This window comes from Albidovulum litorale (assembly GCF_025751495.1).
Classification (GTDB): domain Bacteria; phylum Pseudomonadota; class Alphaproteobacteria; order Rhodobacterales; family Rhodobacteraceae; genus Albidovulum; species Albidovulum litorale.
The window spans coordinates 963,549-988,186 of the sequence record NZ_JAOWKZ010000001.1 but is presented as its reverse complement, the minus strand read 5'-3'; the positions used below and the strand labels follow the sequence as shown (position 1 = coordinate 988,186).

Sequence of the window (24,638 nt, the reverse complement as noted above, 5' to 3'; positions counted from 1 at the left end):
CATGGCCGAAACCGAAACGCTGAGCCTTGACGAGATCGAGACGCTGGCCTTCGATGCGTTGGTCGCCGCCGGAACCCGCCCTGAAAGCGCCCGGGCCCTAGCCAAGGCCACGGCCGAGACCGAGGCCGACGGCATTTCCAGCCATGGCATGGCCTATGTTCCGATCTATTGCGAACATGTGCAATGCGGAAAGGTCGTGGGCGACGCGGTGCCGGTCGTGGACCGTCCGAAACCGGGCCTGATCCGCGTGGATGCGGCAAACGGCTTCGCCCATCCGGCGATTTCGGCCGGGTTCGACCTGCTCTTCCCGCTGGCCCGCGAACAGGGCATCGCCGCGCTTGCGATCCACAATTCCTACAATTGCGGCGTTCTGGGCGTGCATACCCGCGCCATTGCCGAGGCGGGTCTTCTGGGCATCGGCTTTACCAATGCGCCCGCCTCCATCGCGCCGGTCGGCGCGCGTCAGCCAATCGTCGGCACCAACCCGTTCTCGATCGCGGCACCGGATGCGAATGGCGCGCCTTCGATCCTCATCGACCAGAGCGCCAGCGTCATCGCGAAAAGCGAGATCATGAAACGCTCGCGCGAAGGCCTGCCGATCCCCGAAGGCTGGGCGCTTGGCCCCGATGGGCAGCCGACGACCGACCCGGCCATCGCGCTCAAGGGCTCCATGGCGCCGTCGGGCGGTTACAAGGGCGTGGGCATCGCGCTTCTCGTCGAACTGATGGCGGCGGCGATGACGGGGGCGACGCTTGGCGTCCATGCCAGCCCGTTTTCCGGCACTGCGGGCGGGCCGCCTGCGACGGGCCAGTTCTTCATCGCCATCGATCCGGCTGCGACCTCGGGCGGCCAGTTTACCGACCGTCTGGCGACGCTCGTGGCCGAAATGCGCGACCGGCCGGGCGCACATATTCCGGGCGAGGGTAGGGCGTCCGCTCGGCGCAAGGCCTTGAAAGGTGGCGTCGCCGTCAATTCAGCGACGCTTGCCAAGGTTCGGGCGATCAGGGACGGGCAGGCCTGAAGGTTCAGAGCCTGCTCCCGGCCGGGCCTTAGACCCCGGCCGGGTTCTCCACGTCACGCCCAAGCGCGGCAAGATCGGAATAGCGGTCGCCGATCCGGTGATGCGGCCGCCCGCCGGTTGCCGCGCCCAGGGCCACCACGAGTTCGTCATGCCCCGGCGCATCGGGGATGGAGAACTGGACCGTCAGGTAATGCGACCGACGCCCGCCATCATGCTTGTCCATCAGCGGGATCTGGATCTGGGTGTTGGCGGGGCCGCGCGTATTAGTGAAACCCAAATAGGTCTTCGCCCCTACCGCTTCGCGATAGAAATTGCCGTAAAGCAGTGTGTGGATCAGCGCCGAGCCGTGCTCCAGCTCGCAATCCGTCCCACATAGGGCGGCCTTGCCATAGGCCTCTATCGCGTCGCCGGAACCCGCAAGCGCGATCAGCCGGTCGGTCAGTATCTTGCCCAAGGGCGGGGCCATGCGCCGGATCTCGGACGCGAGGTCTTCGACGTACCCCCTGCCATGCCATGGATTCTTCACCACGGCAGCCACCCCGATCACCCTGAGCACCGGATTGGCGGCGCGGTCGCCGTCGCGGTGGATATCCTCGTCATAAGTCACGACCTTTCGCAATTCCGGCAGCATCTCTCTCTCCCTCAGCTTCCCGTCACGCGACGGACCTTTCCGGTTGTTTCATTGCCCTGATAGATGCCGAAGGCGCCGTGGCGGAACTCACCCGCATAACGTTCAAGCATCGAGCGTTCGGCGGCATTCGCCACGCGCTCCCAAGGCACCTCATCAAGGGGGATCAGCGCCATGCCCTTGGGCACCGGGCCGTCGACCTGACCGTGATAGAAGATGCCATTCGTACCCGTCTCGCTATCCTCGTAAACCGCATAAAGGAACTCGACCTCCGGCCTCAGGCCCCGCGCGGCAAGGTCCCGCCTGAGCGCTTCAAGGTTGGGGATGGGACCTGGCGCGACGGGCACCGAAAGTGCGCCATCCGCAGCTTCACAAAGCAAGAGCCGCCCCTCATCCGTCAGCACCGCACCAATCCGTGTGCCGCCCGTCGCCGAAACGGCCGATACAAGCCGGTCCTCCAGACCGATGGAGAAGTAGCTGCCCCGGAAATAGCCTAATGGACTACCCTCGGCCGTCGCAAAATCGATCACCCGGCCGATCAGCACGATATGATCGCCCGCATCGACGAGCCGTTCACGAACGCAGGCGAACTGGGCCAGTGCCCCGTCGATCAGGGGCACATCGCCCGCGCCCGGCCGCCAGTCGCATTGATCGAACTTGTCCGCTGCGCGGCTGGCGAATAGCCCCGAGATTGCCTTCTGCTCTTCGGCCAGTACGTTTACGGCAAAATGGTCGGCCTGCATGAACGTCTCGCAGCTATGCGCGGTCTTGGCGAGGCAGACGAGCAGCAAGGGCGGGTCGAGCGACACAGAGGTGAAGGAGTTTGCTGTAAAGCCGCGCGGGGTGCCGTCCACCTGCCGTGCGGTCAGGACGGTGACGCCGGTGGCGAAAGCGCCGAAAGCATTGCGCAGGGCTTTCGGATCGACCGGCGGCGCCACCGGGCGTTCCACAAGGATCTGATCATGCTCCCCCAGCCGCGCGGGCGTAACAGGGGCAGGTGTCGGGTTGCGCGAAAAATGCAGCGGATTACCTGCAACCCGCCAGTTCCTGTGGCCCGGCTCGGCATGTGGCACATCGGCGATCATGCTGCGTGCGGCGATATGCGGATCGGCGAAGATATCGGCGACCGTGTTCACCGGGCCAAAGGGGACAAGACCGCCCAGCAGATCGGCCAGTTCTGCCTTGCTGTGCGCGGATGTCCAGTCGGCGACCAGCGCATTCACCTCGGGCGAATTCGCCCGCCGGTCGGCGCGGGTCGCGTAACGCGGGTCCGTCCCCAGCGCCGGCTGTCCCATGGCGCGGGTCAGATTTTGCCAGAACGCATCGTCGACGATGCCCAAAGCCACATGGCCGTCGCGGGCCGGAAACACCCCGAATGGGGCCAGAAGCGGATGGCCGTTGCCCTCGGGGCCCGGCACCGTGCCGTCGAAATCGTGCTGGTAGATCGCGCGTTCGCAGAGCGAGACCATGGCGTCATACATGGCGATATCGACGAACTGTCCCAGACCCGTCGCCTCGGCCTCGCGCAACGCAGCGAGAATGCCGAAAGCCATGATCGACCCGGCAAAGACGTCGCCGATCCCTGGCCCCACCTTGGTCGGCGTCGCCGCATCCGGCCCGGTCAGCGCCACGAGCCCCCCCATTGCCTGGGCTACAACGTCATAGGCGGGCCAGTCCTGATAGGGGCTGACCCCGGACCGGGGATCGCCGAAGCCCCTTATCGCGGCGTAGACAAGACGCGGATTGACCTTGGCAAGGCTTTCATAGGACAGGCCCAGCCGCTCCATCACGCCCGGGCGGAAGTTTTCCACCACGACATCGGCGGTGGCAGCCAGCTCGCGGAAGGCAGCCTTGCCCTCGTCCGTCTTCAGATCAAGCTGCACGCTTTTCTTCGACCGGTTGAGGCTGACGTAATAACCCGCCCACTCGCGATTCGGATCGTCGTCGCGGAACGGACCATTCTGGCGGCTGGTATCGCCGCCCTTGCCTTCGATCTTGATGACCTCGGCCCCATGATCGGCCAGCATCATCGTGCAATAGGGCCCCGACAGCATGCGAGAGAGGTCGAGCACACGGATGCCCCTGAGGATGCCGGTCATGGTTGCGCCCCCAGATGCCGATCAAGGAAGGCGATCAGCGGGCGGTTCACCGCCGCCGGATCTTCGGCCAGAGCCATGTGCCGCAGGCCCGGCAGGATCAGCGCCTCGGCGCCTGCGATCTCAGCCGCGATGGCGCGGGTCATTTCGGGGCCGTTGCCGTAATCCTCATCGCCAGTGATCACCAGCGCAGGCACGGTGATCGGCGGGGTTTGCGCCACGATCTCGTGGATGCCCGTCGCGAGGATACGGTAGACCTGCGGATAGATCGCGGGATCATTGGCCATGACCCAGGACCGGACGAGGTCCATCATCTGCGGATTGGCCGCGCGGTAGGCGTCGGTGAACCAGCGGACCAAAGCCGCCTCGACCGTGGCGCTCGGCCCCTCGGCCTTCGCCTGTTCGACGCGGGCAAGGATCGCGGCCTGCGCCTCGGGCGTCCGTTCATGGGGCGAATGCAGAATGCCAAGCGCAGTGACGCGCTCCGGATGGTCGTGCGCGAACCGCCGCGCGATCATCCCGCCCAGCGAAAACCCGACAATCGCAGCTCGGTTAAGCCCGAGGTGATCCAGAAGCCCGGCCAACTGGTCCGCTAGCGTCTTCAGCACCGGGTCAGGCGGTGGCGGACCGCTTTCGCCGTGGCCGAGAAGATCGTAGGCCAGAACCCGGTAGCGCCCGGCCAGTTCAGGCACCAGCCACTGCCAGCAGGCCCGGTTCAGCCCCAGCCCATGGATCAGCACCACCGTCGGCGCGCCTTCGGGGCCGGAGAGGTCATAGACGGTCCCATCCTGTGCCGTGCCGGTGGCCATTCTCCCCTCCTGCGGTCCCTGTTTATTCATGGGTGCCACCACCGGGTACAACCGCATCCGCATTTTTCGCCATGGCCTGACGAAAAATCCGATCCCACCCGGCGCGGCTTAGTGACTATTGAAGGAACAACGCGGGAGGAACGGCGCCATGGCTGACGTAAAAACTTACAAGATGCTGATCGACGGCGAATGGGTGGGCGCCTCTGACGGCGGCATGTTCGACAGCGTGAACCCCTCGACGGGTCAGGTCTGGTCGCGCGTGCCCGAGGCGACGGCGGCGGATGTCGACCGCGCGGTGCGCGCCGCCGACCGGGCCTTTACCTCTGGCCCCTGGGCCGAGATGCTGCCCTCGGCGCGCGGGCGCTGCCTGCGCAAGCTCGGCGATCTTCTGGCGCAGAAGTCCGAGGAACTGGGCCGGACCGAGAGTATCGACACCGGCAAGATGCTGAAAGAAACCCGCTGGCAGGCGAAATACATCGCCGAGTTCTTCCATTTCTACGCGGGCTGCGCCGACAAGATCTCCGGCGAAACGCTGCCCATCGACAAGCCCGACCTCTTCGTCTTTACCCGGCGCGAGCCGCTGGGCGTTGTGGCGGCGGTGGTTCCGTGGAACTCGCAGCTTTTCCTTGTGGCGGTAAAGATCGGCCCGGCTTTGGCGGCGGGCAATACGGTGGTGCTGAAAGCCTCCGAACACGCCTCTGCCGCCATGCTGGAATTCGGTGAGTTGATCGAAGAGGCCGGTTTTCCACCCGGTGTTGTCAATATCGTCACCGGCCATGGCGATCCCTGCGGCAAGGCCCTGACCTCTCACCCCTTGGTGGCACGGATTTCCTTTACCGGCGGGCCGGGCGCGGCGCGGCATGTCCTGTACAATTCGGCCGAAAACTTCGCCGAAGTGTCGCTGGAACTGGGCGGCAAATCGCCCTTCATCGTCTTTGACGACGCCGATATCGAGAGCGCCGTCAACGGCTCCATCGCCGGTATCTTTGGCGCAACGGGGCAAAGTTGTGTCGCCGGATCGCGGCTGTATCTGCACGAGGATATCGCCGACGAATTCCTCGTAAAAATGACTGCCCTCGCCGAGAAGATCCTGATCGGCGATCCCTTGGCAGAGGAAACCCAGATGGGGCCCCTTTGCACGACCGGCCAGCTGGAACATATCGAACGCGAGGTCGCCCATGCGGTCAGCGAGGGCGCGAAGGTCCTGACCGGCGGCAAGCGGCCTGAGGGGCTGCCGGGCACCTACTACGAACCTACGATCCTCGACTGTCCGCGTCAGGACCTGCGCATCGTCGATACCGAGTTGTTCGGTCCGGTGCTGGCGGTGCAACGGTTCAGAACCGAGGAAGAGGTTCTGAAACTCGCTAACGACACCAAGCACGGGCTGGCGGCGGGCATCTTCACCCGCTCGGGCGCACGGCAGATGCGGATGGCGAAGGCGATACGCGCCGGAATTGTCTGGGTCAACACCTACCGCGTCGTCTCACCTATTGCCGAGTTCGGCGGGGTCAAGGGGTCAGGCTATGGCCGTGAAAGCGGTTTTCAGGCGATGTACGACTATACGCGGCCGAAGACGGTCTGGGTCAACACATCCGATGCGCCGATGGCCAATCCGTTTGTCATGCGGTGAGGGGCGGTAAGTTCGGCACGGCTGGTACCGGCCGCTTAAGACTGCCGTTAGAAGCGTTGCCTAATCATCCGTTGGGAGGATTCCCAGCCAGTTGCATCGGGGAGGGAAGTCTATCTTCGCCCGCTAATCTTGGCTGACACGATGGTGGAAAATCGGTTAAGAGAAAGGCACCGGCGCCCCCAGGAAACGCGCGAACAGGACGGGGCGCCGATGCTCTCTACCCGGGGGGCGGGCCGGAACCCGTCCCCCGAATTCTTTATTCTCCGCCGCCGCGGCTGTGGACCCAGGCCGAGACCGCACGAATGTCGGCCTCAGACAGGCGACCGGTCCAGCCCGGCATGACGCCGAAGCGGGCATTGACCACGCTCTCGGTCACGGACTCGACATCACCGCCATAGAGCCAGATCGCGTCGGTCAGGTTCGGCGCACCCTGGAAGCGGTCGCCGGTTCCGTCTTCGGCATGGCAGGCCGCGCAGTTGTCGGCATAGACGGTGGCGCCGTCGGTCGCGAGACCGGCGTCATGCTCCTGTCCCGAAAGCTGCAGCACATACTGCACGACCTGATCAATCTGTGCGGGTTCCAGAAGCTCGTCGGCGCCAAAGCGCGGCATTTCGGAATAACGTGCGTCCGGGTCCTCGGTATTGCGGATACCGTGGCTGATGGTCAGGTGGATATCCTCCATCGTGCCTCCCCAGAGCCAGTCGTTGTCCAGAAGGTTCGGATAGCCCTTGGCACCTGCCGCACCCGACCCGTGACACTGCGCACACCAAGTGCGGAAAATCGCGCCCCCGGCATTCTGTGTATAGTTGACCAGATCCGGGTCCGAATTGATTTCTGTCAAGTCGGCGGCGACAAGTTTCGCCTCGACCGGGGCGTTCGCCTCTTCAAAGCGCTGGATCTCGGCCGCGACCGCCGTACGGTTGTTGGTCCCGATAAGGCCTTGGGTGGCCGAGTTTACCAACGGCCATGCGGGGTAGGCGATCGTGTAGAGCACGCCCCAGAAGATCGTCAGGTAAAACGTCCAGAGCCACCAGCGCGGCAACGGATTGTTGTATTCCTCGATGCCGTCCCAGACGTGACCTGTCGTATCCGGTTCGGCCTGTTGTTTGATCGGTTTCTTGCTCATGTCAGGCCTCCTCCGCCGGGGCGGGTTTGTCTTCATGCCGGAAGGGGATGTTCGAGATGTCGTCGTGCACGGACCGCGATCCGGGCCGGAAGGCCCAGAACACAACCCCGAGGAACACGAGGAACAGCGCGAGCAAAGCCCAGCTGTCGGCGAACTGGCGGGTTATGGTGTAAAGATCCATCTCCCCCTCCTCAGCGGTTCGGATCGGGCTGGAAGGTCGAGAAATCGACCATCGTGCCCAGAACCTGAAGATAGGCCACCAGCGCGTCCATCTCGGTGATGCCGGCCTGCCCGTCGAAGTTCGACACGACCGCGCCCGGATATCGCTCGATCAGCCCGTCGGTATCGGCGTCCGGATCGGCCTGCGCGGCGAAGTCGGCCTTGGCCAGTTCGATCATCTCGGACGTGTAGGGCACGCCGACCAGTGCGTCGGTCGAGAGGCGATCTTCGATGTGATCAGGCTCGATCAGACGGTTCGAGAGGAAGCCGTATTTCGGCATCACCGATTCCGGCACGACCGATTGCGGGTCGGTCAGGTGATCGACATGCCATTCATCCGAATAGCGGCCGCCCACTCGGGCCAGATCCGGTCCGGTGCGCTTGGACCCCCACTGGAACGGATGGTCGTACATCGATTCCGCCGCGAGGCTGTAGTGGCCGTAGCGCTCCACCTCGTCCCGCATCGGCCGGATCATCTGGCTGTGGCAGACATAGCAGCCTTCGCGGATGTAGATGTCGCGCCCGGTCAGTTCCAGGGGCGTGTAGGGCCGCACGCCTTCCACCTTCTCAATGGTGTTCTCAAGGTAGAAGAGCGGTGCGATTTCCACGATGCCACCAACGGTCACAACCAGGAAGGACCCGATCAGAAGCGCGGTTGCGTTGGTCTCAAGGAACTTGTGCTTGTCAAGGATACCCATCTTGCGGTCCCTTCCTTATTCAGCCGGGACCGGCGTCGAAACGGATGCCGTGGCCGGCTGTTTCGCGACGGTTGCCCAGAGGTTGTAGACCATGATGATCGCACCGAGGAGGTAGAGAACCCCGCCCATGCCGCGCACCACATACATCGGGAACTTGGCGCTGACGGTGTCGGCGAAGGCGTTCACGAGGAAGCCCTGGTCGTCGACCTCACGCCACATCAGGCCTTCCATGATGCCCGTGACCCACATCGAGGCGGCGTAAAGCACGATCCCGATTGTGGCGAGCCAGAAGTGCCAGCTGACCAGCGTCAGGCTGAAAAGCCGCTCCCGCTTCCACAGTTTCGGCACCAGGAAGTAGAGCGCGCCGAAGGTGATCATGCCGTTCCAGCCAAGCGCGCCGGAATGGACGTGACCGATGGTCCAGTCGGTGTAGTGGGAAAGCGAGTTGACCGCCTTGATCGACATCATCGGACCTTCGAAGGTCGACATGCCGTAGAAGCCGATGGAGACGACCATCATCCGGATGATCGGATCAGTGCGGAGCTTGTCCCAGGCGCCCGAGAGCGTCATCAGGCCGTTGATCATGCCACCCCAGGACGGCATCCAGAGGATGATCGAGAACACCATGCCCAGCGTCGATGCCCATTCAGGCAAAGCGGTGTAGTGCAGGTGGTGGGGACCGGCCCAGATATAAAGGAAGATCAGCGCCCAGAAGTGGATGATCGACAGCTTGTAGCTGTAAACCGGCCGTTCAGCCTGCTTGGGCACAAAGTAGTACATCATGCCGAGGAAGCCCGCGGTCAGGAAGAAGCCCACCGCGTTGTGGCCGTACCACCACTGCGTCATCGCATCCTGCACACCGGCGAAGACCTGCACCGACTTCGACCCGAAGACCGAGACGGGAATCGAGAGGTTGTTCACCACATGCAGCATCGCCACGGTGACGATGAAGGACAGAAGGAACCAGTTCGCCACGTAGATGTGGGGCTCTTTCCGCTTGACGATCGTGCCGAGGAAGACGGCGAGGAAAGCGACCCAGACGATGGTCAGCCACCAGTCGACGTACCATTCCGGCTCGGCATATTCCTTGGACTGGGTGGCGCCGAGGATATAGCCCGTCGCGGCCAGCACGATCACCAGCTGGAAGCCCCAGAACACGAACCACGCAAGGTTGCCGCCCCAGAGCCGGGCGGCAGAGGTGCGCTGGACGATGTAGAAGGACGACATGATAAGCGCGTTGCCACCGAAGGCGAAGATGACCGCCGAGGTGTGCAAGGGCCTGAGCTTGCCGAAATTCAGGTAACCATGCGTGAGTTCAGAGAAATTCAGCGCCGGAAAGGCAAGCTGGAAGGCGATGGTCACGCCGACGAGAAAGCCCACGACACCCCAGAGGGCCGTGGCGATCACGCCCGCGCGGACGACGCCGTCATTATATTCGTGAACCGGTTCCGGATGATCCTCGCCCACCCGGCGCAGGACCCAAAGGAAGGTCACAGCGGCGGCAAGCATCACCGTCATGGCGTTGACCATATAGGCCAAGTCGCGCGCGTAGTTGGCGGCGATGGCGGCAAGAACCGCAATCGCGCCGAGTACGGCGAGTTTTACATAATCCCACATCTCAGCGTTCCCTCGTCATGCCTTTGTGCCCGATTCGGGATTTGAACCGGCCACTTCTTGACTGAGCGCGTTGTGGCGGCGGGGGGCAAGACCCGCCTTGATCTGGGTCAAATGCCGGGATCGGGCGGTTTGATCCTTGTCAAAGTGGGGATGCGACGCGGGGCCTAAGGTTCATTTAGCGGTAGCCATGCACCGAGGAGATGCACCGATGGCCTTCAAATCCATTCTTACCATCATCACAGACGCCGGCAGAAGTGCTGCCCAGATCGACGCCGCCGTGGCGCTCGCACGGCGCGAGGACGCGCATCTAGACGTTCTCTGCATTGGCGTCGACCTGACCCAGACCGGTTATTACTATGCGGGTGCGACCGCGATCCTCACACAGGAAGCCTACAATCAGGCGCGGGAAGAGGCGGACAAGGCAGAAGCGGCGGTGCGTGCCCGGCTTGATGCGGAAGACATCCGCTGGGGTGTCGATACCGCCGTCGCCCAGATCGGTGCGCTGGGCGGGCCGGTGGCGATGTTGGCGCGGTTCTCCGATCTCGTCATCCTGTCGAAACCCTATGGTCCAGCGGGCAGTCAGGCCGCCGAAGCCATTGTCGAAGCCGCGCTTTTCGAGGGCCGCGCGCCGGTTCTGATCCTGCCCGAAGGCTATTCGGGGGCCGACTATGGCACCCGTGTCGCGCTGGCCTGGAACCAGAGCGATCAGGCATTGTTCGCGACCCGCGCCGCGCTGCCGGTGCTGAAGGCCGCCACCATGGTGGACATCACCATCATCGACCCGCCGACCCATGGTCCGGAACGTTCCGATCCCGGCGGGATGCTGTCCCAGCTTCTGTCGCGTCATGGTGTTCATGCCGAGGTTTCGGTTCTGGCCAAGACCCTGCCGAAGACATCCGAGGTTCTTGCCCGCCATGTCCGCGACATCAATGCCGATCTCGTGGTGATGGGCGCCTACGGCCATTCGCGGTTCCGCGAGGCGATCCTCGGCGGCACCACGCGCAACATGCTGGAACATTGCGAAGTTCCGGTGCTGATGGTGCATTGAGTCTTTCGTCGCCCGCCACGGGGCGTCGCTGCCTTGAACCCGCGCGGGACCGGTGAATCGGTCCTGCGCGTCTGTGTTCGGGGCGTCGAGCAAAGACATGTCGATCTTTACGATATCCGCCCCGCCGTGGTGATGACTGCGGTTGCCATACGAAAAACATGGCCCGGGAGGCCCGGTTATATCCTGCAATCGGTAAATTAGTTCTTTACCCCGCGTTTCCTGGATGAGTGTGCGCCCGCGCCAGCCTGATCCCCATCCCCGCACCTTTAGGGGAGGAGATGGGGGGAGGAGAGCGGAATCAGCCGGGACGCTTCGCCTTCATCGCCTGCTTGACGACCTTGGAAAACGCCTTGCCCCGGCGCCTTTTCTCGGCGGCCGATGCGGCATGGGCGGCATCTTCGGCTTTCAGCTTCTTCCAGCGTTCCAACCGGCCCGCATCGACCCGCCCCGCGGCAATGGCCGCCTGCACCGCGCAGCCGGGTTCCGGCCCGTGGGTGCAGTCGCGGAAGCGGCACTCGCTGGCGATTTCAGTAATCTCGCCAAAGGTTTCGTCGATGCCTTCGGCCATGTCGGTCAGGCGAAGTTCGCGCATGCCGGGCGTGTCGATCAGCCAGCCGCCGCCGGGGATCGCGTGCATCTCGCGCGCGGTCGTGGTGTGGCGGCCTTTCATGTCGTCCTCGCGCACCTCGCCGGTTTCAAGGTCGATCCCGGTGAGCGCCGAGGCGAGCGTCGATTTGCCCACCCCCGACATGCCGAGGAAGGCCACGGTCTTGCCCGGCCCGCACCAGTCGCGAAGCGTGTCGACGGCACCGGGGGATTTGGCGTTCAGCAGGATCGCCGGAACCGAAGGCGCGATGGCACGGAGCCGGTCGAGATAGGCGTCGGGGTCATCTGTCTTGTCGGCCTTGGTGACCACGAAGACCGGGGGAATGCCGCCCGCATGGGCCAGCGCGAGGTAGCGTTCGAGCCGCGCCTCGTTGAATTCCTCGGTGCAGGAGGTGGTCAGAAAGACCGTATCGACATTCGCGACGATCAGCTGTTCGCGTGAGGCATCGCCCGTCGCGCGCCGGAAAATCCTTGTTTTCCGGCCAAGTAGCCGTTCAGCCCGGTCCGTTGAGGGGTCGGCGAGAACCCAGTCGCCGACCGCGACATCGCCTGCGGACAGGCCGGGTGGCAGGGTGAGGAGAAGCGGGCCGCTTTCGGACAATGCGCTTAGCCGGTCGCGGTGGACGCCGGTGACGCGGGCCGGTTTCAGGCTGTCCAGCTCATCAGTATCGAGCTGGCGCAGGAAGTCCGCCGACCATCCGAGATCGGCGAGTGCATGAGAATTGGGGGTCAATGTTCTGCCCTCTTGGCAAACCGATATCTTTGCCTGTCAGCCGGTGCTGCAGGCGGGGAATGTCGGGATGGGCGGGGCAGATCGGAGGTCTCAGACAGCCCCGGCCCGGAGGGAAACAAGCTCTGCCATGTTCTACTCCTTTTGCCGGTGGTGACCGAAGGTGAGAGGCTGGACAACGACCCAAGCGGGGCTCGTTACGGCTGCTTCCTTCCGGACCTGACCGGGTTGGCGAGGCGCTCGCCCGCGCCAACCTCTCGGGGTCCGATATAAAGGCTGGTCCGCGGATTCGCAAGGCGGGGTCGGGTCGGCACGCCGTCGGCATTCTGTCGGCAAAACGTATGGCAGGACCGCGCGGCCCGTTCGGCCGGTCTTTACCCGTTCCGGCGAGGCTGAACCGGCCGAAAAGGAGCCGAGCCGATGACCGATCCCGCGCCACAAAGTACCGAACCGCCCCGCCGCTTTATCCAGACCCGCACCGCGCGGATGGCCCGCGCAAGGCTCGCGCGGCACCTTCAGGGCTTAGGCGATGACGAGGGGCTGTGGTGGCGGGTGCAGGAACGGGTGCCCGAAGCCTGGGCCACGGTCGAGGAGGATATCGACAGTGAGGAGGAGAAGGTGAAGATCACGCTCAGGCTCGACGCCAGCGTGGCGAAACTGTTCCGCGCCATGGGCAAGGGCTATCAGGCGCGGATCAACCATATCCTTGCGACCTATGCGCAGATGCGGATGGGCGAGATCGACCGTCAGGCCCGCGACCTCAGCGCGGTGATGAGCGAGTTCGGTGTCGTCCAGTCGGAAGAGGCGCGTCAGACCTATCTGTCGTTGCGCGATACCGAGGGGCTGTTCGACGCGGAAAGCCGCAGCCTGCTGGATGCGGCTTTCGGGTTGACGCGAGGATGAGTGGAAGTCGCAGGGTTCAAGGAGTCACAGCGAGAGTGCATCTGACTGAAGTGAGCCGGAAGGAGACGCATTGGAAGCGCTTCCATTCGAGCCCCATTCTGCAAAGAACACCATCTCGACGCACGGTACGATTTCGAGGTCAGCGTCGCTGCTGCACCTACCAAATAGCCCAGTTTATGCGCCGGGTAGTCGGCAGCCATACCGCCCATGCAGATATCGGATCGCATTGGTGTGAAAACTCACGAACATTGACTTTACAGCCCTCGCAAGCAGAGTTGCTCATCAGCGAGCGCCATTTGAGAGAGGCTTTGCCATAAGACTGTTCCTATTTGTCTACCTGGCTTGCCTTGGGCCGATCATCGGCCTTTCAGGTCGAGCCGATGCGTAGTCTGTCCGCCCGTTCTCGGTGGAGAGGCAAAGACCGCGTTTGAGCCGTCGTCTGAGGTGAATGTGCAGAACAAAGAGGCGATCAAGCTGGTCCAGATTGGTGGGAGAAAGGCTGTGAGGCTGCGGCTCGACCAAGCATGGCAGGGCGGTAACTTGGATTGGTATCGTCGAGGACAGCCAGGTCATGCACAGCGGCTCCAGTTTAGGGTCAGGACCCATTGATTTGCTTGAGGGCGCCCGGCCTGCGTCATTCAAGCTCCCGGACTGACGGGGGTGATGACGAGCACCCTTTTCTGGCTGACGGACGAGCAGATGGAGCGGCTTACGCCGTTCTTCCCCAAGAGCCATGGCAAGCCGCGGGTCGATGATAGGCGGGTTCTGAGTGGGATAATCTTCATCAATCGCAATGGGTTGCGATGGTGCGATGCGCCGCGGGAGTATGGCCCTCCCAAGACGCTCTGCAACAGGTGGAAGCGGCGGGCGACATGGGGGTCTTCGCGCGGATGATGGAGGGGCTGGTCTCCGGAGGGGGCGAGGCGAAGGTCGCCATGATCGACGCGACCTATCTGAAGGCGCACCGCACGGCTTGGAGCCTGCGGGCGAAAAAGGGGGCGACGACCAGCGCGGGCGTCTGATCGGGCGGACCAAGGGCGGGCTGAACACCAAGTTGCACGCCGTCACGGACGCCAAGGGACGGCCCCTGAAGTTCTTCATGACCGCAGGCCAGGTCAGCGACTACACCGGAGCCGCCGCCTTGCTGGGCAGTCTGCCCGCCGCCGAATGGCTGATCGCAGACCGGGGTTATGACGCCGACTGGTCCGGGGAAACGCTGAAAGACAAAGGGATACGTCCATGCATCCCCGGTCGAAAGTCCCGCGGCAAGCCGGTTCGCGACGACAAGCGGGGCTATCGCCGCCGCAACTGGATCGAGATCGTGTTCGGCAGATTGAAGGACTGGCCCCGCATCGCCACGCGCTACAACAGATGCGCGACGACTTTCCTGTCCGCCGTCGCCCTCGCCGCAATCGTCATGCTCTGGCTTTGACGATCAATGAGGCTGGAGCCTAGATCAACCCCTGCGCCCGGAAGAGCGCCTTGACGTCGACTTCGGGCCTTGCACCGAAATGGCTGATGACTTCGGCGGCCGCGATGCAGCCCATGCGGCCTGCCTTGGCCAAAGGCTGGCCGGTCGCCAGACCGTAAAGAAACCCGGCGGCGAACTGGTCGCCCGCGCCGGTTGCATCGACGGGCACGACACGGTGCACCGGCACCTCGGCCCGTTCCTCGCCGCGCAGGATCACGACATCCGCGCCCGACCGGGTGCAGACGACCAGCGGGCAATCCTCCTGAGCCTGCTTCAGCGCCGCTTCCAGATCCTCGGTCTGATAGAGCGAACACCATTCATGCTGATTGCCGATCACGTAATCCATCTGGTCATGCACGAGCCGCCGGAAATCGGCGCGGTGCCGGTCGACGCAGAACGGGTCCGACAGCGAAATCCCCGCCTTGCCGCCCCCCTTGTGACAGGCCTCGGCCGCTTTCAGGAACGCGGCCTTGCCCTGATCCTTGTCGAAGAGGTAGCCCTCCAGGAACAGGTAATCTGTGGATTTTACCACCTCTTCATCCAGATCCGCGGGCCCGAAATCCGCGCCCGCGCCAAGATAGGTATTCATCGACCGCTCGCCGTCCTGCGAAACAAAGATCATCGAGCGCGAGGTGGGCAGGTCCGCTGCCGCAGAGGGCGGGTTCGGAAAATCCGTCCCCTCCGCCTCAAGCGACTTGGCATAGAACCGGCCCAAAGCATCATCCTTGACCTTGCCGACAAAGGCCGTCTTCAGCCCCAGATTGCCGAGCCCCGCCAGCGTGTTCCCGACCGACCCGCCGGGCGCCTGTGTGCGTTCCTTCATCGCGGCATAAAGCGTCTCGCCCCGCTCGCGGTCGACAAGCTGCATGATGCCCTTTTCGATCCCCATCCAGTCGAGGAAATCGTCGTCGCACTGGGTCAGCACATCGACGATGGCATTGCCGATGCCGACAACCTGATACTTGGTCAAAGGGTCTTCTCCTCATAGGGGCAAAGGTCGCGGATATGGCAGGCGCCGCATTTAGGTTTCCTCGCCACGCAGATATAGCGGCCATGCAGGATCAGCCAGTGATGGGCATGTTGCTGGAACTCGGCCGGGACGTTGTCCTCGATCGCGCGTTCAACCGCCTCGACGGTTTTGCCGACAGCGATTCCGGTGCGGTTGCCGACCCGAAAGATATGGGTGTCGACCGCCTGAGCAGGCTGTTTGAACCACATGTTCAGGACGACATTCGCCGTCTTGCGCCCGACGCCGGGCAGCGATTGCAATGCCGCACGGGATGACGGCACCTCGCCGCCGTATTCCTCGACAATGATGCGGCTGAGCTTGATGACGTTCTTCGCCTTCTGGCGGAAAAGGCCGATGGTCTTGATATGCTCGATCAGCCCCTCTTCGCCCAAAGCCAGCATCTTTTCCGGCGTGTCGGCGATCCTGAACAGGGCCCGCGTCGCCTTGTTCACCCCCGCATCCGTCGCCTGCGCCGACAGGGCCACGGCGACGACAAGCGTGAAGGCATTCACATGCTCCAGCTCGCCCTTCGGCTCGGGCTCGGCCTCACGGAAGCGGGTGAAGATCGCTTGGATCGTATGATAGTCGAGCTGTCGCGCCATGAGAGCCGGTATGCAATGGCCGCGCGCGCGAGGCAAGCGCGTACAATTCGAAGGATTTCCTCCCGCCGCATTAACCGGGATTTCGCGCCCCAAGGCGACCCTCTCCCTCACGGCAAGGAGGCGTCATGGCTTTATCCCCGCAACATTCCCCCTTCCCGCAGACGACGGGCTTTGCCCCCGGCACCGGCATAGCGACGGAACGGGGTGAGGTGGCGGTCGAGGATCTGAAAGCGAACGACCGTATCCTGACCATGGATCATGGCTACCGGCGGCTGATCTGGTCCGGTGCGCTTCCCCGGCCGCAAGACCACCGGCTGGTCCGGGTTCCGGCGGACAGCCTCGGCCCCGGCCTGCCGCAGCGCCCGCTCCATCTCGGCGTGCATCACCGGTTGCTTCTATCCGGCCCCCGGGTCGCGCTGCATATCGGCGATCACGAGGCGCTCGCCACGGCCGATCATCTGGCGGGGACTGGCCGACAGTCGTCAGACTTGCTTCATTCTGCTCCCCTGTTTCAGCTATTGCTCGGCGACCATGAACTGATCCTTGCCAATGGCATCTGGTGCGAAAGCCTCTTTGCTGATGCAAACTGGTTCACCAACCCACCCGCCGCACTCGGCACCCACCTTCGCGACTGCCTGCGCACACCGCATATTCAGACCGCGCGGACCTGCCTTTCCCGGCAGCAGACCGCCGCAATCATGGGTCCCATTCGCCGCGACGGCGGCCTCGCCGCCTGATCCCGCCAAAGCCGCATGATCCGGGTCGCGCCGCCGCGCGCCCTCGCCTATCTTCAGGGGCAAGGAGATATGTTCATGCTGACCGAGACCAACGACGACCGCTACCATTACGGCGTCATCGCCCGCGCCCTGACCCTCATCGACGCCGAGGGTGGCACCGCGATGACGCTCGACGATCTGGCCGCGCGCCTGTCGATGAGCCCCGCGCATTTCCAGCGCGTTTTCTCACGCTGGGTCGGCGTCTCGCCCAAGCGCTACCAGCAATACCTGACCATCGACCTTGCCCGGCGATTGCTGGCCGACCGCCATACGCTTCTCGACACCGCGGCGGAGGCCGGGCTCTCGGGCACCGGCCGCCTCCATGACCTCTTCCTCAGATGGGAGGCGATGAGCCCCGGCGATTACGCCCGCGCCGGTGAAGGGCTGGGCGTCCGCTACGGCTGGTTCCCCTCACCCTTCGGCGAGGCGCTCGCAATGGGCACCGAACGCGGGCTCTGCGGCATGGCCTTCACTGCGGAAACGGGACGCGATGCCGCCTTCGCCGACCTCGCGGCACGCTGGCCGCGCGCCCGCTTCGACGAGGCCCCCGCGACGCTGGAGCCATGGGTCACAGCCGCTTTCGCCCAGGCGGGCGAGGCGCGGCTACACCTGATTGGCGCGCCCTTCCAGATCAAGGTCTGGGAAGCCCTCCTGACCATCCCCTCGGGCCATGTGACCACCTATTCCGACATCGCGGGCGCCATCGGCAATCCGCGCGCCGTCCGTGCGGTTGGCACGGCGGTCGGGCGCAACCCGGTCAGCTGGCTCATTCCCTGCCACCGGGCGATCCGCAAATCCGGCGGTTTGGGCGGCTATCACTGGGGCTTGCCGGTCAAACGCGCCATGCTGGCATGGGAGACCGCGCGGGCCGAGGCGGAAGGCGCCGCCTGATAGGCGAAAAGCTGCTGGAACCGAATCTGGGGCCGCGCGTTATTGCCTAACAACGGATAATCTCCGAAATAGCGCGCAGATAACAAATCGGAGCAGCTTGCATGCACATCAAATCTTTACTCGTCGCCGGGACCGCAGCGGTTCTGACGCTCACGGCCTGTACCCCGGTCGATGAATATTCGTCGAACCCGAACCAGCGCACCAAGGAAGGCGCGCTGACCGGCGCGGCCATCGGCGCCGGGCTCGGCATCCTCACCGGCGACGGCGGTAAGGACAAGCTCGACCGCGCCGTGGTCGGCGCCGCGATCGGCGGTCTTGCCGGCGGCGTGATCGGCCACAACCTCGACCGTCAGGCGGCCGAACTTCAGGCCGAGATCAACGACAGCCGCATCCGCATCATCAACGAAGGCAACCAGCTTCGCGTCGTCATGCCGGAAGGGCTTCTCTTCGCCGTCGACAGCGCCGCGGTCATGCCCTCGATCCAGAACGACCTCTATGCGGTCGCCGACAACCTCAACCGCTACCCGAACAGCCGGGTGGAGATCATCGGCCATACCGACAATACCGGCTCGGCTGCCTACAACCAGGACCTCTCGCAGCGCCGCGCCATGGCGGTTTCCGCCGTACTGCGCAACGCGGGCGTCTCGGGCGGCCGCCTCGTGGCCTATGGCCGTGGCGAGGATGTGCCAGTCGCGTCGAACCTGACGCCCGAAGGCCGCGCCCAGAACCGCCGGGTGGAGATTCTGATCATCCCGACGGGCTGATCTGTCACCCACGAACCAGAAAGGCCGGGCCATCATGCCCGGCCTTTTTCATGGCCTTTCCGGAACGGGTGTCCACTTTCGGGAAAAAGGAACATATCGGACAGATCAGAACCGCGTGGCCAGAATAGTTTTGACCAAAACTTTTCCGGCCGGCACGAAGGGTTTTGTTCCAAAACCCTTCGTGCCCCGTCGCACTGCCCAGAGTGAAGATTTTCCCGAGCTCTGCCCGCAAATGGCTCACACCCACCCCTCGCCATTTCTTGCTTTCCCGAGGGTGGCACCCGGTCAGGGAACGTGACAATACTCGTCCGACCGAGGCGCGAGGGGAGGCTGACATGACATTCGGCAAGGGCTGCCATCTGCATCTGATCGACGGCTCGGCCTACATCTTCCGCGCTTACCACGCGCTGCCGCCGCTCACGCGCAAATCGGACGGGTTGCCTATCGGGGCGGTGGCGGGGTTCTGCAACATGCTCTGGTCGCAGCTTGCCAACAACAAGGGCGATGATGCGCCGACCCATATCGCCTGCGTCTTCGACTATTCGTCCAAGACCTTCCGCGATGAGATCTACGACCAGTACAAGGCGAACCGGCCGGAGCTTCCAGAGGACCTGCGGCCGCAGTTTCCCCTGACGCGCGAGGCGACCAAGGCCTTCAACGTCGCCTGCCTTGAGATGGAGGGGTATGAGGCCGACGACATCATCGCCACGCTGGCCCGCCAGGCGCGTGAGGCCGGGGGCGAGGTCACGATCATCTCGTCTGACAAGGACCTGATGCAGCTTGTCGGCAATGGCGTCGAGATGTTTGACGCGATGAAGTCGAAGCGTATCGGTGTCGATGAGGTGGAAGAGAAGTTCGGGGTGAAGCCCGACCGGGTGATCGACGTGCAGGCTTTGGCGGGCGACAGCGTCGACAACGTCCCCGGCGCGCCGGGGATCGGCGTGAAGACGGCGGCGCTTTTGATCAACGAATACGGCGATCTGGAAACGCTTCTCGAGCGTGCGGAAGAGATCAAGCAGCCGAAGCGCCGTCAGGCCCTGATCGATAATGCCGATCTGATCCGCATCTCCAAGCGGCTGGTGACGCTTGACGATCACACGCCGGTGGAATGGACCCTCGACGAGCTGGAGGTGCGGGCACCCGAGGCCGAACCGCTGATGGGGTTCCTGACCCAGATGGAGTTCCGCACGCTGACGAAACGCGTCGCCGAGGCGCTGAAGGTGGAGGCCCCGGCGATCCCGGAGGCGCCTGCCGTTCCGGTCAGCCATGACGCGGAGGAGGAGGCCCCGGCGCCGGACCAGCCGCCCTTCGATCATGCAAAATACGAATGTATCCGCGATGCCGGGGCGCTGACCCGCTGGGTCGATCTGATCCGCGAGCGGGGCTATGTCGCCGTCGATACCGAAACCACCAGCCTTGACGAGATGCGGGCCGAGCTTGTGGGGATATCCCTTTCGGTCATCCCCGGCGAGGCCTGTTACATCCCGCTGGGCCATAAGCAGGGTGGCGGCGATCTCTTTGGGTCGAACGATCTGTCCGATGGGCAGATGGGGCTTGATGAGGCGCTGGCGATCCTGAAACCAGTGCTGGAGGATGATGCGATCCTCAAGATCGGCCAGAACATGAAATACGACTGGAAGATCTTTGCACGCCAAGGGATCCAGGTTGGACCCATCGACGATACGATGCTGATGTCCTACGCGATGCATGCAGGTCAGCACAATCATGGCATGGACCTTCTGTCGGAACGCTATCTCAGCCACAAATCCATTGAAATCAAATCGCTTCTTGGCTCTGGCAAGTCGGCGATCACCTTCGACCGGGTGCCGATCGACGAGGCCGTGAAATACGCCGCCGAGGACGCCGATATCACGCTCCGCCTCTGGCAGGCCTTCAAGCCGAACCTGCACCGGGTGCAGGTCACGACCGTCTATGAAACGCTGGAACGTCCACTGGTGCCGGTGCTCGCGGATATGGAAATGGCGGGCATCCGGGTCGATGGTCAGGTCCTGTCCCGCATGTCGAACACCTTCGCGCAGAAGATGGCGGGGCTGGAGGCCGAGATACAGGAGATCGCCGGTCAGCCCTTCAATGTCGGCAGTCCCAAGCAGCTGGGCGAGATCCTGTTTGACACAATGGGCGTCGAAGGCGGGCAGAAGGGCAAGACCGGCGCGTATGCGACCGGTGCCGATGTGCTGGAAGACATCACGACGCTGGAGGATGTGAACCCGGATGCCGCGAAGCTGGCGGCGACGGTTCTTGACTGGCGGCAACTCTCGAAGCTGAAATCGACCTACACGGACGCGCTTCAGACTGCGATCAATCCCGATACTGGCCGGGTCCACACATCCTATTCCATCGCGGGCGCGTCGACGGGCCGCCTCGCCTCCACGGACCCGAACCTGCAGAATATCCCCGTCAGAACCGAGGAGGGGCGGCGTATCCGCGAAGCTTTCATCGCGGGGCCGGGGATGCGGCTGGTGTCGCTTGACTACAGCCAGATTGAGCTGCGCATCCTTGCCCATGTCGCCGACATCCCTCAGCTGAAGCAAGCTTTCCGTGATGGGATCGACATTCACGCGATGACGGCGTCCGAGATGTTCAACGTGCCGGTCGAGGGGATGGACCCGATGGTGCGCCGCCAGGCCAAGGCGATCAATTTCGGGGTGATCTATGGCATTTCGGGCTTTGGCCTTGCCCGCAACCTGCGCATCCCGAGGGCGGAGGCGCAGGGCTTCATCGACCGCTATTTCGAGCGCTTCCCGGGGATCAAGGACTACATGGAGGCGACGGTAGCCTTCGCCAAGGAAAACGGCTTCGTCCAGACGCTTTTCGGGCGCAAGATCCACACGCCCGAGATCAATGCCAAGGGGCCCCATGCGGGCTTCGCCCGCCGCGCGGCGATCAACGCGCCGATTCAGGGCGCGGCGGCGGATGTGATCCGGCGGGCGATGATCCGCATGCCTGCTGCCATCGCCGACCTTCCCGCGACGATGTTGCTGCAGGTCCATGACGAACTTCTCTTCGAGGTCGAGGAAGGCGCAGTCGACAAGCTGATCGCGACGGCGCGGGATGTGATGGAGGGCGCGGCCCATCCGGCAGTGCATCTCGATGTGCCGCTGGTGGTCGATGCCGGGCAGGGGGCGAACTGGGCCGAGGCGCATTGACCCGGTTCAATTGCCTGTATGTCGGGTTTAAACCCACCTTACTGTCGCTCACCGCACCTTTTCCATCAGCGCGTCCCGCATCCGGCAATCGCGGATTGCATCCTCGCCGCAGGTGCGGAACTCCAGGTCGCGGGTCAGGCAGATGCGGGCCTCGTCGATCCGGCCCGCCTCGCAGGTGATGGTGATCATGTTGCGGTCAAGGCCGGGATTGGCTTCCAGAAATGCCTCCTCCACCACGCTTGCGGGCAGTTTCACGTCGCGGTCGAGTTGGGCGAGAACATCGGGGATCGTGACCTTTTCATAAGCCAGGCGCGAGGCCGCGAAATAGTCGTCAGCCGAAAGGCCGGTGCAGCGGCCGTGTTTCTTCCATTCATGCCAGGCCAGGCCCGCCGATCCCATGATGTCGGCCATCGCCCTTGTGTCCGCGCGTGAGGGGTCGCGCGCGGAGGTGCGGCAATAGCTCGGCCAGCCGAACTCGTATTGCGGCCAGAGCCCGTGCAGGGTGAAGCTGTGATCGTGCCGGGGGTCGCACTGATCCTCGCCCCGCGCATCGCCGGTCAGCGCGCAGAAGGTGGGCGACCACGAGAGCGACAGGATGTAGTAGTCGAACGCGCCTGCCGCTTCGCCTTCCGCGAAAACGGGCAGGGGCAGAAAGGCAAGGGCGGCAAGCCAGCGCATTTTCTCTTTTCTCCGGTCGCGCGAAGGACTATATAGCCCCCCAACTTCCCCGAAAACGAGGAAAGGCGGCCCGAAAGGTCGCGGCCGTTTTCCCGGCACGGGAGAGATTTGTAAAGGAGATGCCGTATGAACAAACCGCTTATGGCCAAGGCCACGGCCGTGTGGCTGGTGGACAATACGACGCTGAGCTTCAAGCAGATCGCCGATTTCTGCGGGTTGCACGAGCTTGAAGTGCAGGGCATCGCCGATGGTGATGTCGCGACTGGCGTCAAGGGTTTCGACCCGATCGCCAACAACCAGCTTGAGCAGTCCGAGATCGACAAGGGTGAGAAGGACCCGCTGCACAAGCTGAAGCTGAAGTTCAACCCGGCCTCGCTCGGCGAGGAAAAGCGCCGGGGTCCGCGCTATACGCCCTTGTCCAAGCGTCAGGACCGTCCGGCGGCGATCCTGTGGCTGGTGAAGTTCCATCCCGAGCTTGCCGACAGTCAGATCGGCAAGCTTGTTGGTACGACGAAGCCGACGATCGCCTCGATCCGCGAGCGGACGCATTGGAACATCAACAATATCACGCCGATCGACCCGGTGGCGCTGGGCCTCTGCCGTCAGTCGGAACTGGATGCCGCCGTGCAGAAGGCCGCGAAGAAGAAAGCGGCTGACGGCGCGGTAATGTCCGATGACGAGCGCCGCAAGCTCGTTTCGACCGAGCAGTCGCTTGGCATGTCGTCCGAGCCGAAGATGCCGACGGCGATTGCCGGGCTGGAGAACTTCTCCCTCAGCCAGAGCGAGGAGGACGAAGAGAAGAACCCGGCGGACTACTCGAACGCCGACAGCTTCTTCAACCTGCCGCATGACGATGATGACGACGAGGATGACGACGACAAGTGATCCCCGAACGCCCCGGCACCGCCGGGGCGTTTTGTTTCAGTCGTGTCGGGACCGCAATCGCGTGGAAACAGGGCGCCGGAAACTTTGAAAGTTTCCGGCGCGATTTCTTTTCAAGAAATCGTCTCCTGGCCCCGGGATTCGCGTTCGTGAAGGCCTGACATTCGTGTTGTTCAGCGGCTGCGCGGGCCTTTTTTCCCGCTCCGGGGCGCCGTGGACGTCAGTTACCGGCGAGACAGTCGGTGATGGCCGTGACCATCCCGACCAATATCTGATCGTAGAGCATCGGCCCAGGTTGCAGGCCGCGTCCCTCAGGGTCGAGCGGCGCACCGATGCGGGTGTCGGTGCCCTCGGCGAGAAGCGTCACCATGTCGGGGTCACCCATGGCCTCGGGGAAGATACAGACTGCGCCGCCGCTTTTGAGAAGGGCGCGAAGCTCTGACCGACGGGCGGCGCCGGGATCGGCGGCATCGCCTTCGGCAAGGCTCGCGGCGATGGTCAGGCCGAAGTGATCGGCGAAGTAACCGTAGGCGTCGTGAGCGACGACGATGGGCTGGTCTTTCACGGTGGTGAGTTGCTCTTCCAGCTCATCCTTAATCGTATTGATCCGGCTGAGTGCCAGGGAGGCATTTGCGCGGTAGGTTACGGCATTGCCGGGGTCGCGTTCGACCAGCGCATCTGCGATCAGGCCGATCCAGAGCGCGGCATTGTCGGGGTCGAGCCAGGCATGGGGATCGAGGCCGTCGTGGTCGTGTTCACCGGCTACCGGGGCATGATGCGCATGATCGTGGCCATCCATGCCATGGCTGTGGCCTGTATGAGCGTCATGGTCCGATTCGTCATTGTGGTCGGCTTCAAACTCGCGGATCGTCGTGCCCGTCTGATGAAGCAGCGACAGGGATTGTTCGCCCGATCCTTCGTCGACAATCCGGTCAAGCCATGGCGTCAGTTCGGGGCCGATCCAGACGATGAGATCTGCCCCCTGAACCGCGCTGATCTGCGACGGCCGGAGCTGGAAATCATGGGCATCCGCCCCCTGATCGAGAAGCAGCGTCGGGGTGCCGAGATCGCCCATCACTTGGGATACCAGGGAGTGCACCGCCGGGATGTCGGTCACCACCTCGGGCACCTCGGCGAGCGACGGGGCGGCGGCCAAAACAAGGCAGGTGGAGAGGGCGATTACCGGACGCATGGCAAGTTCCTTCCGGGCCGTAGATGAGGGGATTGTCGACCCGCGGGCGATATCGTATGTTATAGCATAACATGT

At 63.7% G+C, this 24,638-nt stretch carries 21 protein-coding genes, 1 other RNA gene and 1 pseudogene; 10 read left to right on the top strand and 13 right to left on the bottom strand.

From position 1 onward, the window contains the following. Nucleotide 1: 1 nt before the first annotated feature. A complete protein-coding gene (locus OEZ71_RS05005) occupies nucleotides 2-1,021 on the top strand; it encodes an Ldh family oxidoreductase (protein ID WP_263738808.1) in 1,020 nt (339 codons plus the stop codon). 28 nt (nucleotides 1,022-1,049) lie between these two features. Here OEZ71_RS05005 and OEZ71_RS05000 read toward each other — a convergent pair whose 3' ends face one another. Genes OEZ71_RS05000 through OEZ71_RS04990 form a run of 3 tightly spaced genes read right to left on the bottom strand, consistent with a single transcriptional unit; the run spans nucleotide 1,050 to nucleotide 4,554 of the window. Further along, the gene (locus OEZ71_RS05000) at nucleotides 1,050-1,652 is read right to left on the bottom strand and encodes an amino acid synthesis family protein (protein WP_263738807.1); all 603 of its coding nucleotides are present in this window, start codon (nucleotides 1,650-1,652) and stop codon (nucleotides 1,050-1,052) included. Nucleotides 1,653-1,663: 11 nt separating this feature from the next. Beyond that, the gene (locus OEZ71_RS04995; RefSeq protein ID WP_263738806.1) at nucleotides 1,664-3,748 is read right to left on the bottom strand and encodes a CoA transferase; all 2,085 of its coding nucleotides are present in this window, start codon (nucleotides 3,746-3,748) and stop codon (nucleotides 1,664-1,666) included. Next, nucleotides 3,745-4,554, bottom strand: coding sequence for an alpha/beta hydrolase (locus OEZ71_RS04990; protein ID WP_263738805.1), 810 nt, complete (start codon nucleotides 4,552-4,554; stop codon nucleotides 3,745-3,747). Before OEZ71_RS04990 ends, OEZ71_RS04995 begins: the two co-directional genes overlap by 4 nt. A gap of 148 nt (nucleotides 4,555-4,702) precedes the next feature. Here OEZ71_RS04990 and OEZ71_RS04985 point away from each other — a divergent pair, with 148 nt between their 5' ends. Continuing rightward, complete coding sequence (locus tag OEZ71_RS04985) at nucleotides 4,703-6,184, top strand: aldehyde dehydrogenase (RefSeq protein WP_263738804.1); 1,482 nt, start codon at nucleotides 4,703-4,705, stop codon at nucleotides 6,182-6,184. A 256-nt stretch (nucleotides 6,185-6,440) separates the two neighbouring features. On the opposite strand, the gene ccoP is transcribed toward OEZ71_RS04985, so the two are convergent. From ccoP to ccoN, 4 genes are read right to left on the bottom strand one after another with little or no spacing between them, the layout of a single operon-like run. Continuing rightward, nucleotides 6,441-7,310 (bottom strand): cytochrome-c oxidase, cbb3-type subunit III, encoded by an 870-nt coding sequence (ccoP, locus tag OEZ71_RS04980; RefSeq protein ID WP_263738803.1) that lies wholly within the window; start codon nucleotides 7,308-7,310, stop codon nucleotides 6,441-6,443. Nucleotide 7,311: 1 nt separating this feature from the next. Then, nucleotides 7,312-7,491 carry a cbb3-type cytochrome c oxidase subunit 3 gene (locus OEZ71_RS04975; protein WP_263738802.1) on the bottom strand — a complete coding sequence of 60 codons (180 nt, stop codon included), beginning with the start codon at nucleotides 7,489-7,491 and terminating at the stop codon, nucleotides 7,312-7,314. Between the two features lie 10 nt (nucleotides 7,492-7,501). After that, the gene (ccoO, locus tag OEZ71_RS04970; RefSeq protein WP_263738801.1) at nucleotides 7,502-8,227 is read right to left on the bottom strand and encodes a cytochrome-c oxidase, cbb3-type subunit II; all 726 of its coding nucleotides are present in this window, start codon (nucleotides 8,225-8,227) and stop codon (nucleotides 7,502-7,504) included. Between the two features lie 15 nt (nucleotides 8,228-8,242). Further along, nucleotides 8,243-9,844, bottom strand: coding sequence for a cytochrome-c oxidase, cbb3-type subunit I (gene ccoN / locus OEZ71_RS04965; protein WP_263738800.1), 1,602 nt, complete (start codon nucleotides 9,842-9,844; stop codon nucleotides 8,243-8,245). A 208-nt stretch (nucleotides 9,845-10,052) separates the two neighbouring features. Here ccoN and OEZ71_RS04960 point away from each other — a divergent pair, with 208 nt between their 5' ends. Then, nucleotides 10,053-10,892 (top strand): universal stress protein, encoded by an 840-nt coding sequence (locus tag OEZ71_RS04960; protein WP_263738799.1) that lies wholly within the window; start codon nucleotides 10,053-10,055, stop codon nucleotides 10,890-10,892. A gap of 298 nt (nucleotides 10,893-11,190) precedes the next feature. Here OEZ71_RS04960 and rsgA read toward each other — a convergent pair whose 3' ends face one another. Together rsgA and ffs are read right to left on the bottom strand one after the other, a co-directional pair. Continuing rightward, on the bottom strand, nucleotides 11,191-12,231 hold the full coding sequence (rsgA, locus tag OEZ71_RS04955; RefSeq protein ID WP_263738798.1) for a ribosome small subunit-dependent GTPase A: 1,041 nt from the start codon (nucleotides 12,229-12,231) through the stop codon (nucleotides 11,191-11,193). Between the two features lie 159 nt (nucleotides 12,232-12,390). Then, nucleotides 12,391-12,487: signal recognition particle sRNA small type (gene ffs, locus OEZ71_RS04950), an RNA gene on the bottom strand. 161 nt (nucleotides 12,488-12,648) lie between these two features. Between ffs and OEZ71_RS04945 the strand changes: the two genes are divergently transcribed. Next, nucleotides 12,649-13,131, top strand: a complete 483-nt coding sequence (locus tag OEZ71_RS04945; RefSeq protein WP_263738797.1) for a BrnA antitoxin family protein — start codon at nucleotides 12,649-12,651, stop codon at nucleotides 13,129-13,131. Nucleotides 13,132-13,794: 663 nt separating this feature from the next. Beyond that, nucleotides 13,795-14,563, top strand: a pseudogene (locus OEZ71_RS04940) (IS5 family transposase). 19 nt (nucleotides 14,564-14,582) lie between these two features. Here the strand turns inward: OEZ71_RS04940 and OEZ71_RS04935 are convergent. After that, nucleotides 14,583-15,572 carry an adenosine kinase gene (locus OEZ71_RS04935; protein WP_263738796.1) on the bottom strand — a complete coding sequence of 330 codons (990 nt, stop codon included), beginning with the start codon at nucleotides 15,570-15,572 and terminating at the stop codon, nucleotides 14,583-14,585. Then, nucleotides 15,569-16,213 carry an endonuclease III gene (gene nth, locus OEZ71_RS04930; RefSeq protein WP_263738795.1) on the bottom strand — a complete coding sequence of 215 codons (645 nt, stop codon included), beginning with the start codon at nucleotides 16,211-16,213 and terminating at the stop codon, nucleotides 15,569-15,571. Before nth ends, OEZ71_RS04935 begins: the two co-directional genes overlap by 4 nt. A gap of 125 nt (nucleotides 16,214-16,338) precedes the next feature. Between nth and OEZ71_RS04925 the strand changes: the two genes are divergently transcribed. The 4 genes from OEZ71_RS04925 (at nucleotide 16,339) to polA (ending at nucleotide 21,811) form a co-directional block, all read left to right on the top strand. Next, nucleotides 16,339-16,950, top strand: a complete 612-nt coding sequence (locus tag OEZ71_RS04925; RefSeq protein ID WP_263738794.1) for a Hint domain-containing protein — start codon at nucleotides 16,339-16,341, stop codon at nucleotides 16,948-16,950. Between the two features lie 75 nt (nucleotides 16,951-17,025). Continuing rightward, nucleotides 17,026-17,880: a bifunctional helix-turn-helix domain-containing protein/methylated-DNA--[protein]-cysteine S-methyltransferase gene (locus tag OEZ71_RS04920; RefSeq protein ID WP_263739008.1), complete on the top strand. Its 855-nt coding sequence runs from the start codon at nucleotides 17,026-17,028 to the stop codon at nucleotides 17,878-17,880. Between the two features lie 101 nt (nucleotides 17,881-17,981). After that, nucleotides 17,982-18,644 carry an OmpA family protein gene (locus OEZ71_RS04915; RefSeq protein WP_263738793.1) on the top strand — a complete coding sequence of 221 codons (663 nt, stop codon included), beginning with the start codon at nucleotides 17,982-17,984 and terminating at the stop codon, nucleotides 18,642-18,644. 335 nt (nucleotides 18,645-18,979) lie between these two features. Next, nucleotides 18,980-21,811: a DNA polymerase I gene (gene polA / locus OEZ71_RS04910; RefSeq protein WP_263738792.1), complete on the top strand. Its 2,832-nt coding sequence runs from the start codon at nucleotides 18,980-18,982 to the stop codon at nucleotides 21,809-21,811. Nucleotides 21,812-21,859: 48 nt separating this feature from the next. On the opposite strand, the gene OEZ71_RS04905 is transcribed toward polA, so the two are convergent. Beyond that, a complete protein-coding gene (locus OEZ71_RS04905) occupies nucleotides 21,860-22,489 on the bottom strand; it encodes a ribonuclease T2 (protein WP_263738791.1) in 630 nt (209 codons plus the stop codon). A 126-nt stretch (nucleotides 22,490-22,615) separates the two neighbouring features. On the opposite strand from OEZ71_RS04905, the gene OEZ71_RS04900 reads away from it, so the two are divergent. Beyond that, a complete protein-coding gene (locus tag OEZ71_RS04900) occupies nucleotides 22,616-23,374 on the top strand; it encodes a DUF1013 domain-containing protein (RefSeq protein WP_263738790.1) in 759 nt (252 codons plus the stop codon). A 217-nt stretch (nucleotides 23,375-23,591) separates the two neighbouring features. On the opposite strand, the gene OEZ71_RS04895 is transcribed toward OEZ71_RS04900, so the two are convergent. Beyond that, nucleotides 23,592-24,563 carry a zinc ABC transporter substrate-binding protein gene (locus OEZ71_RS04895; protein ID WP_263738789.1) on the bottom strand — a complete coding sequence of 324 codons (972 nt, stop codon included), beginning with the start codon at nucleotides 24,561-24,563 and terminating at the stop codon, nucleotides 23,592-23,594. Nucleotides 24,564-24,638: the final 75 nt, after the last annotated feature.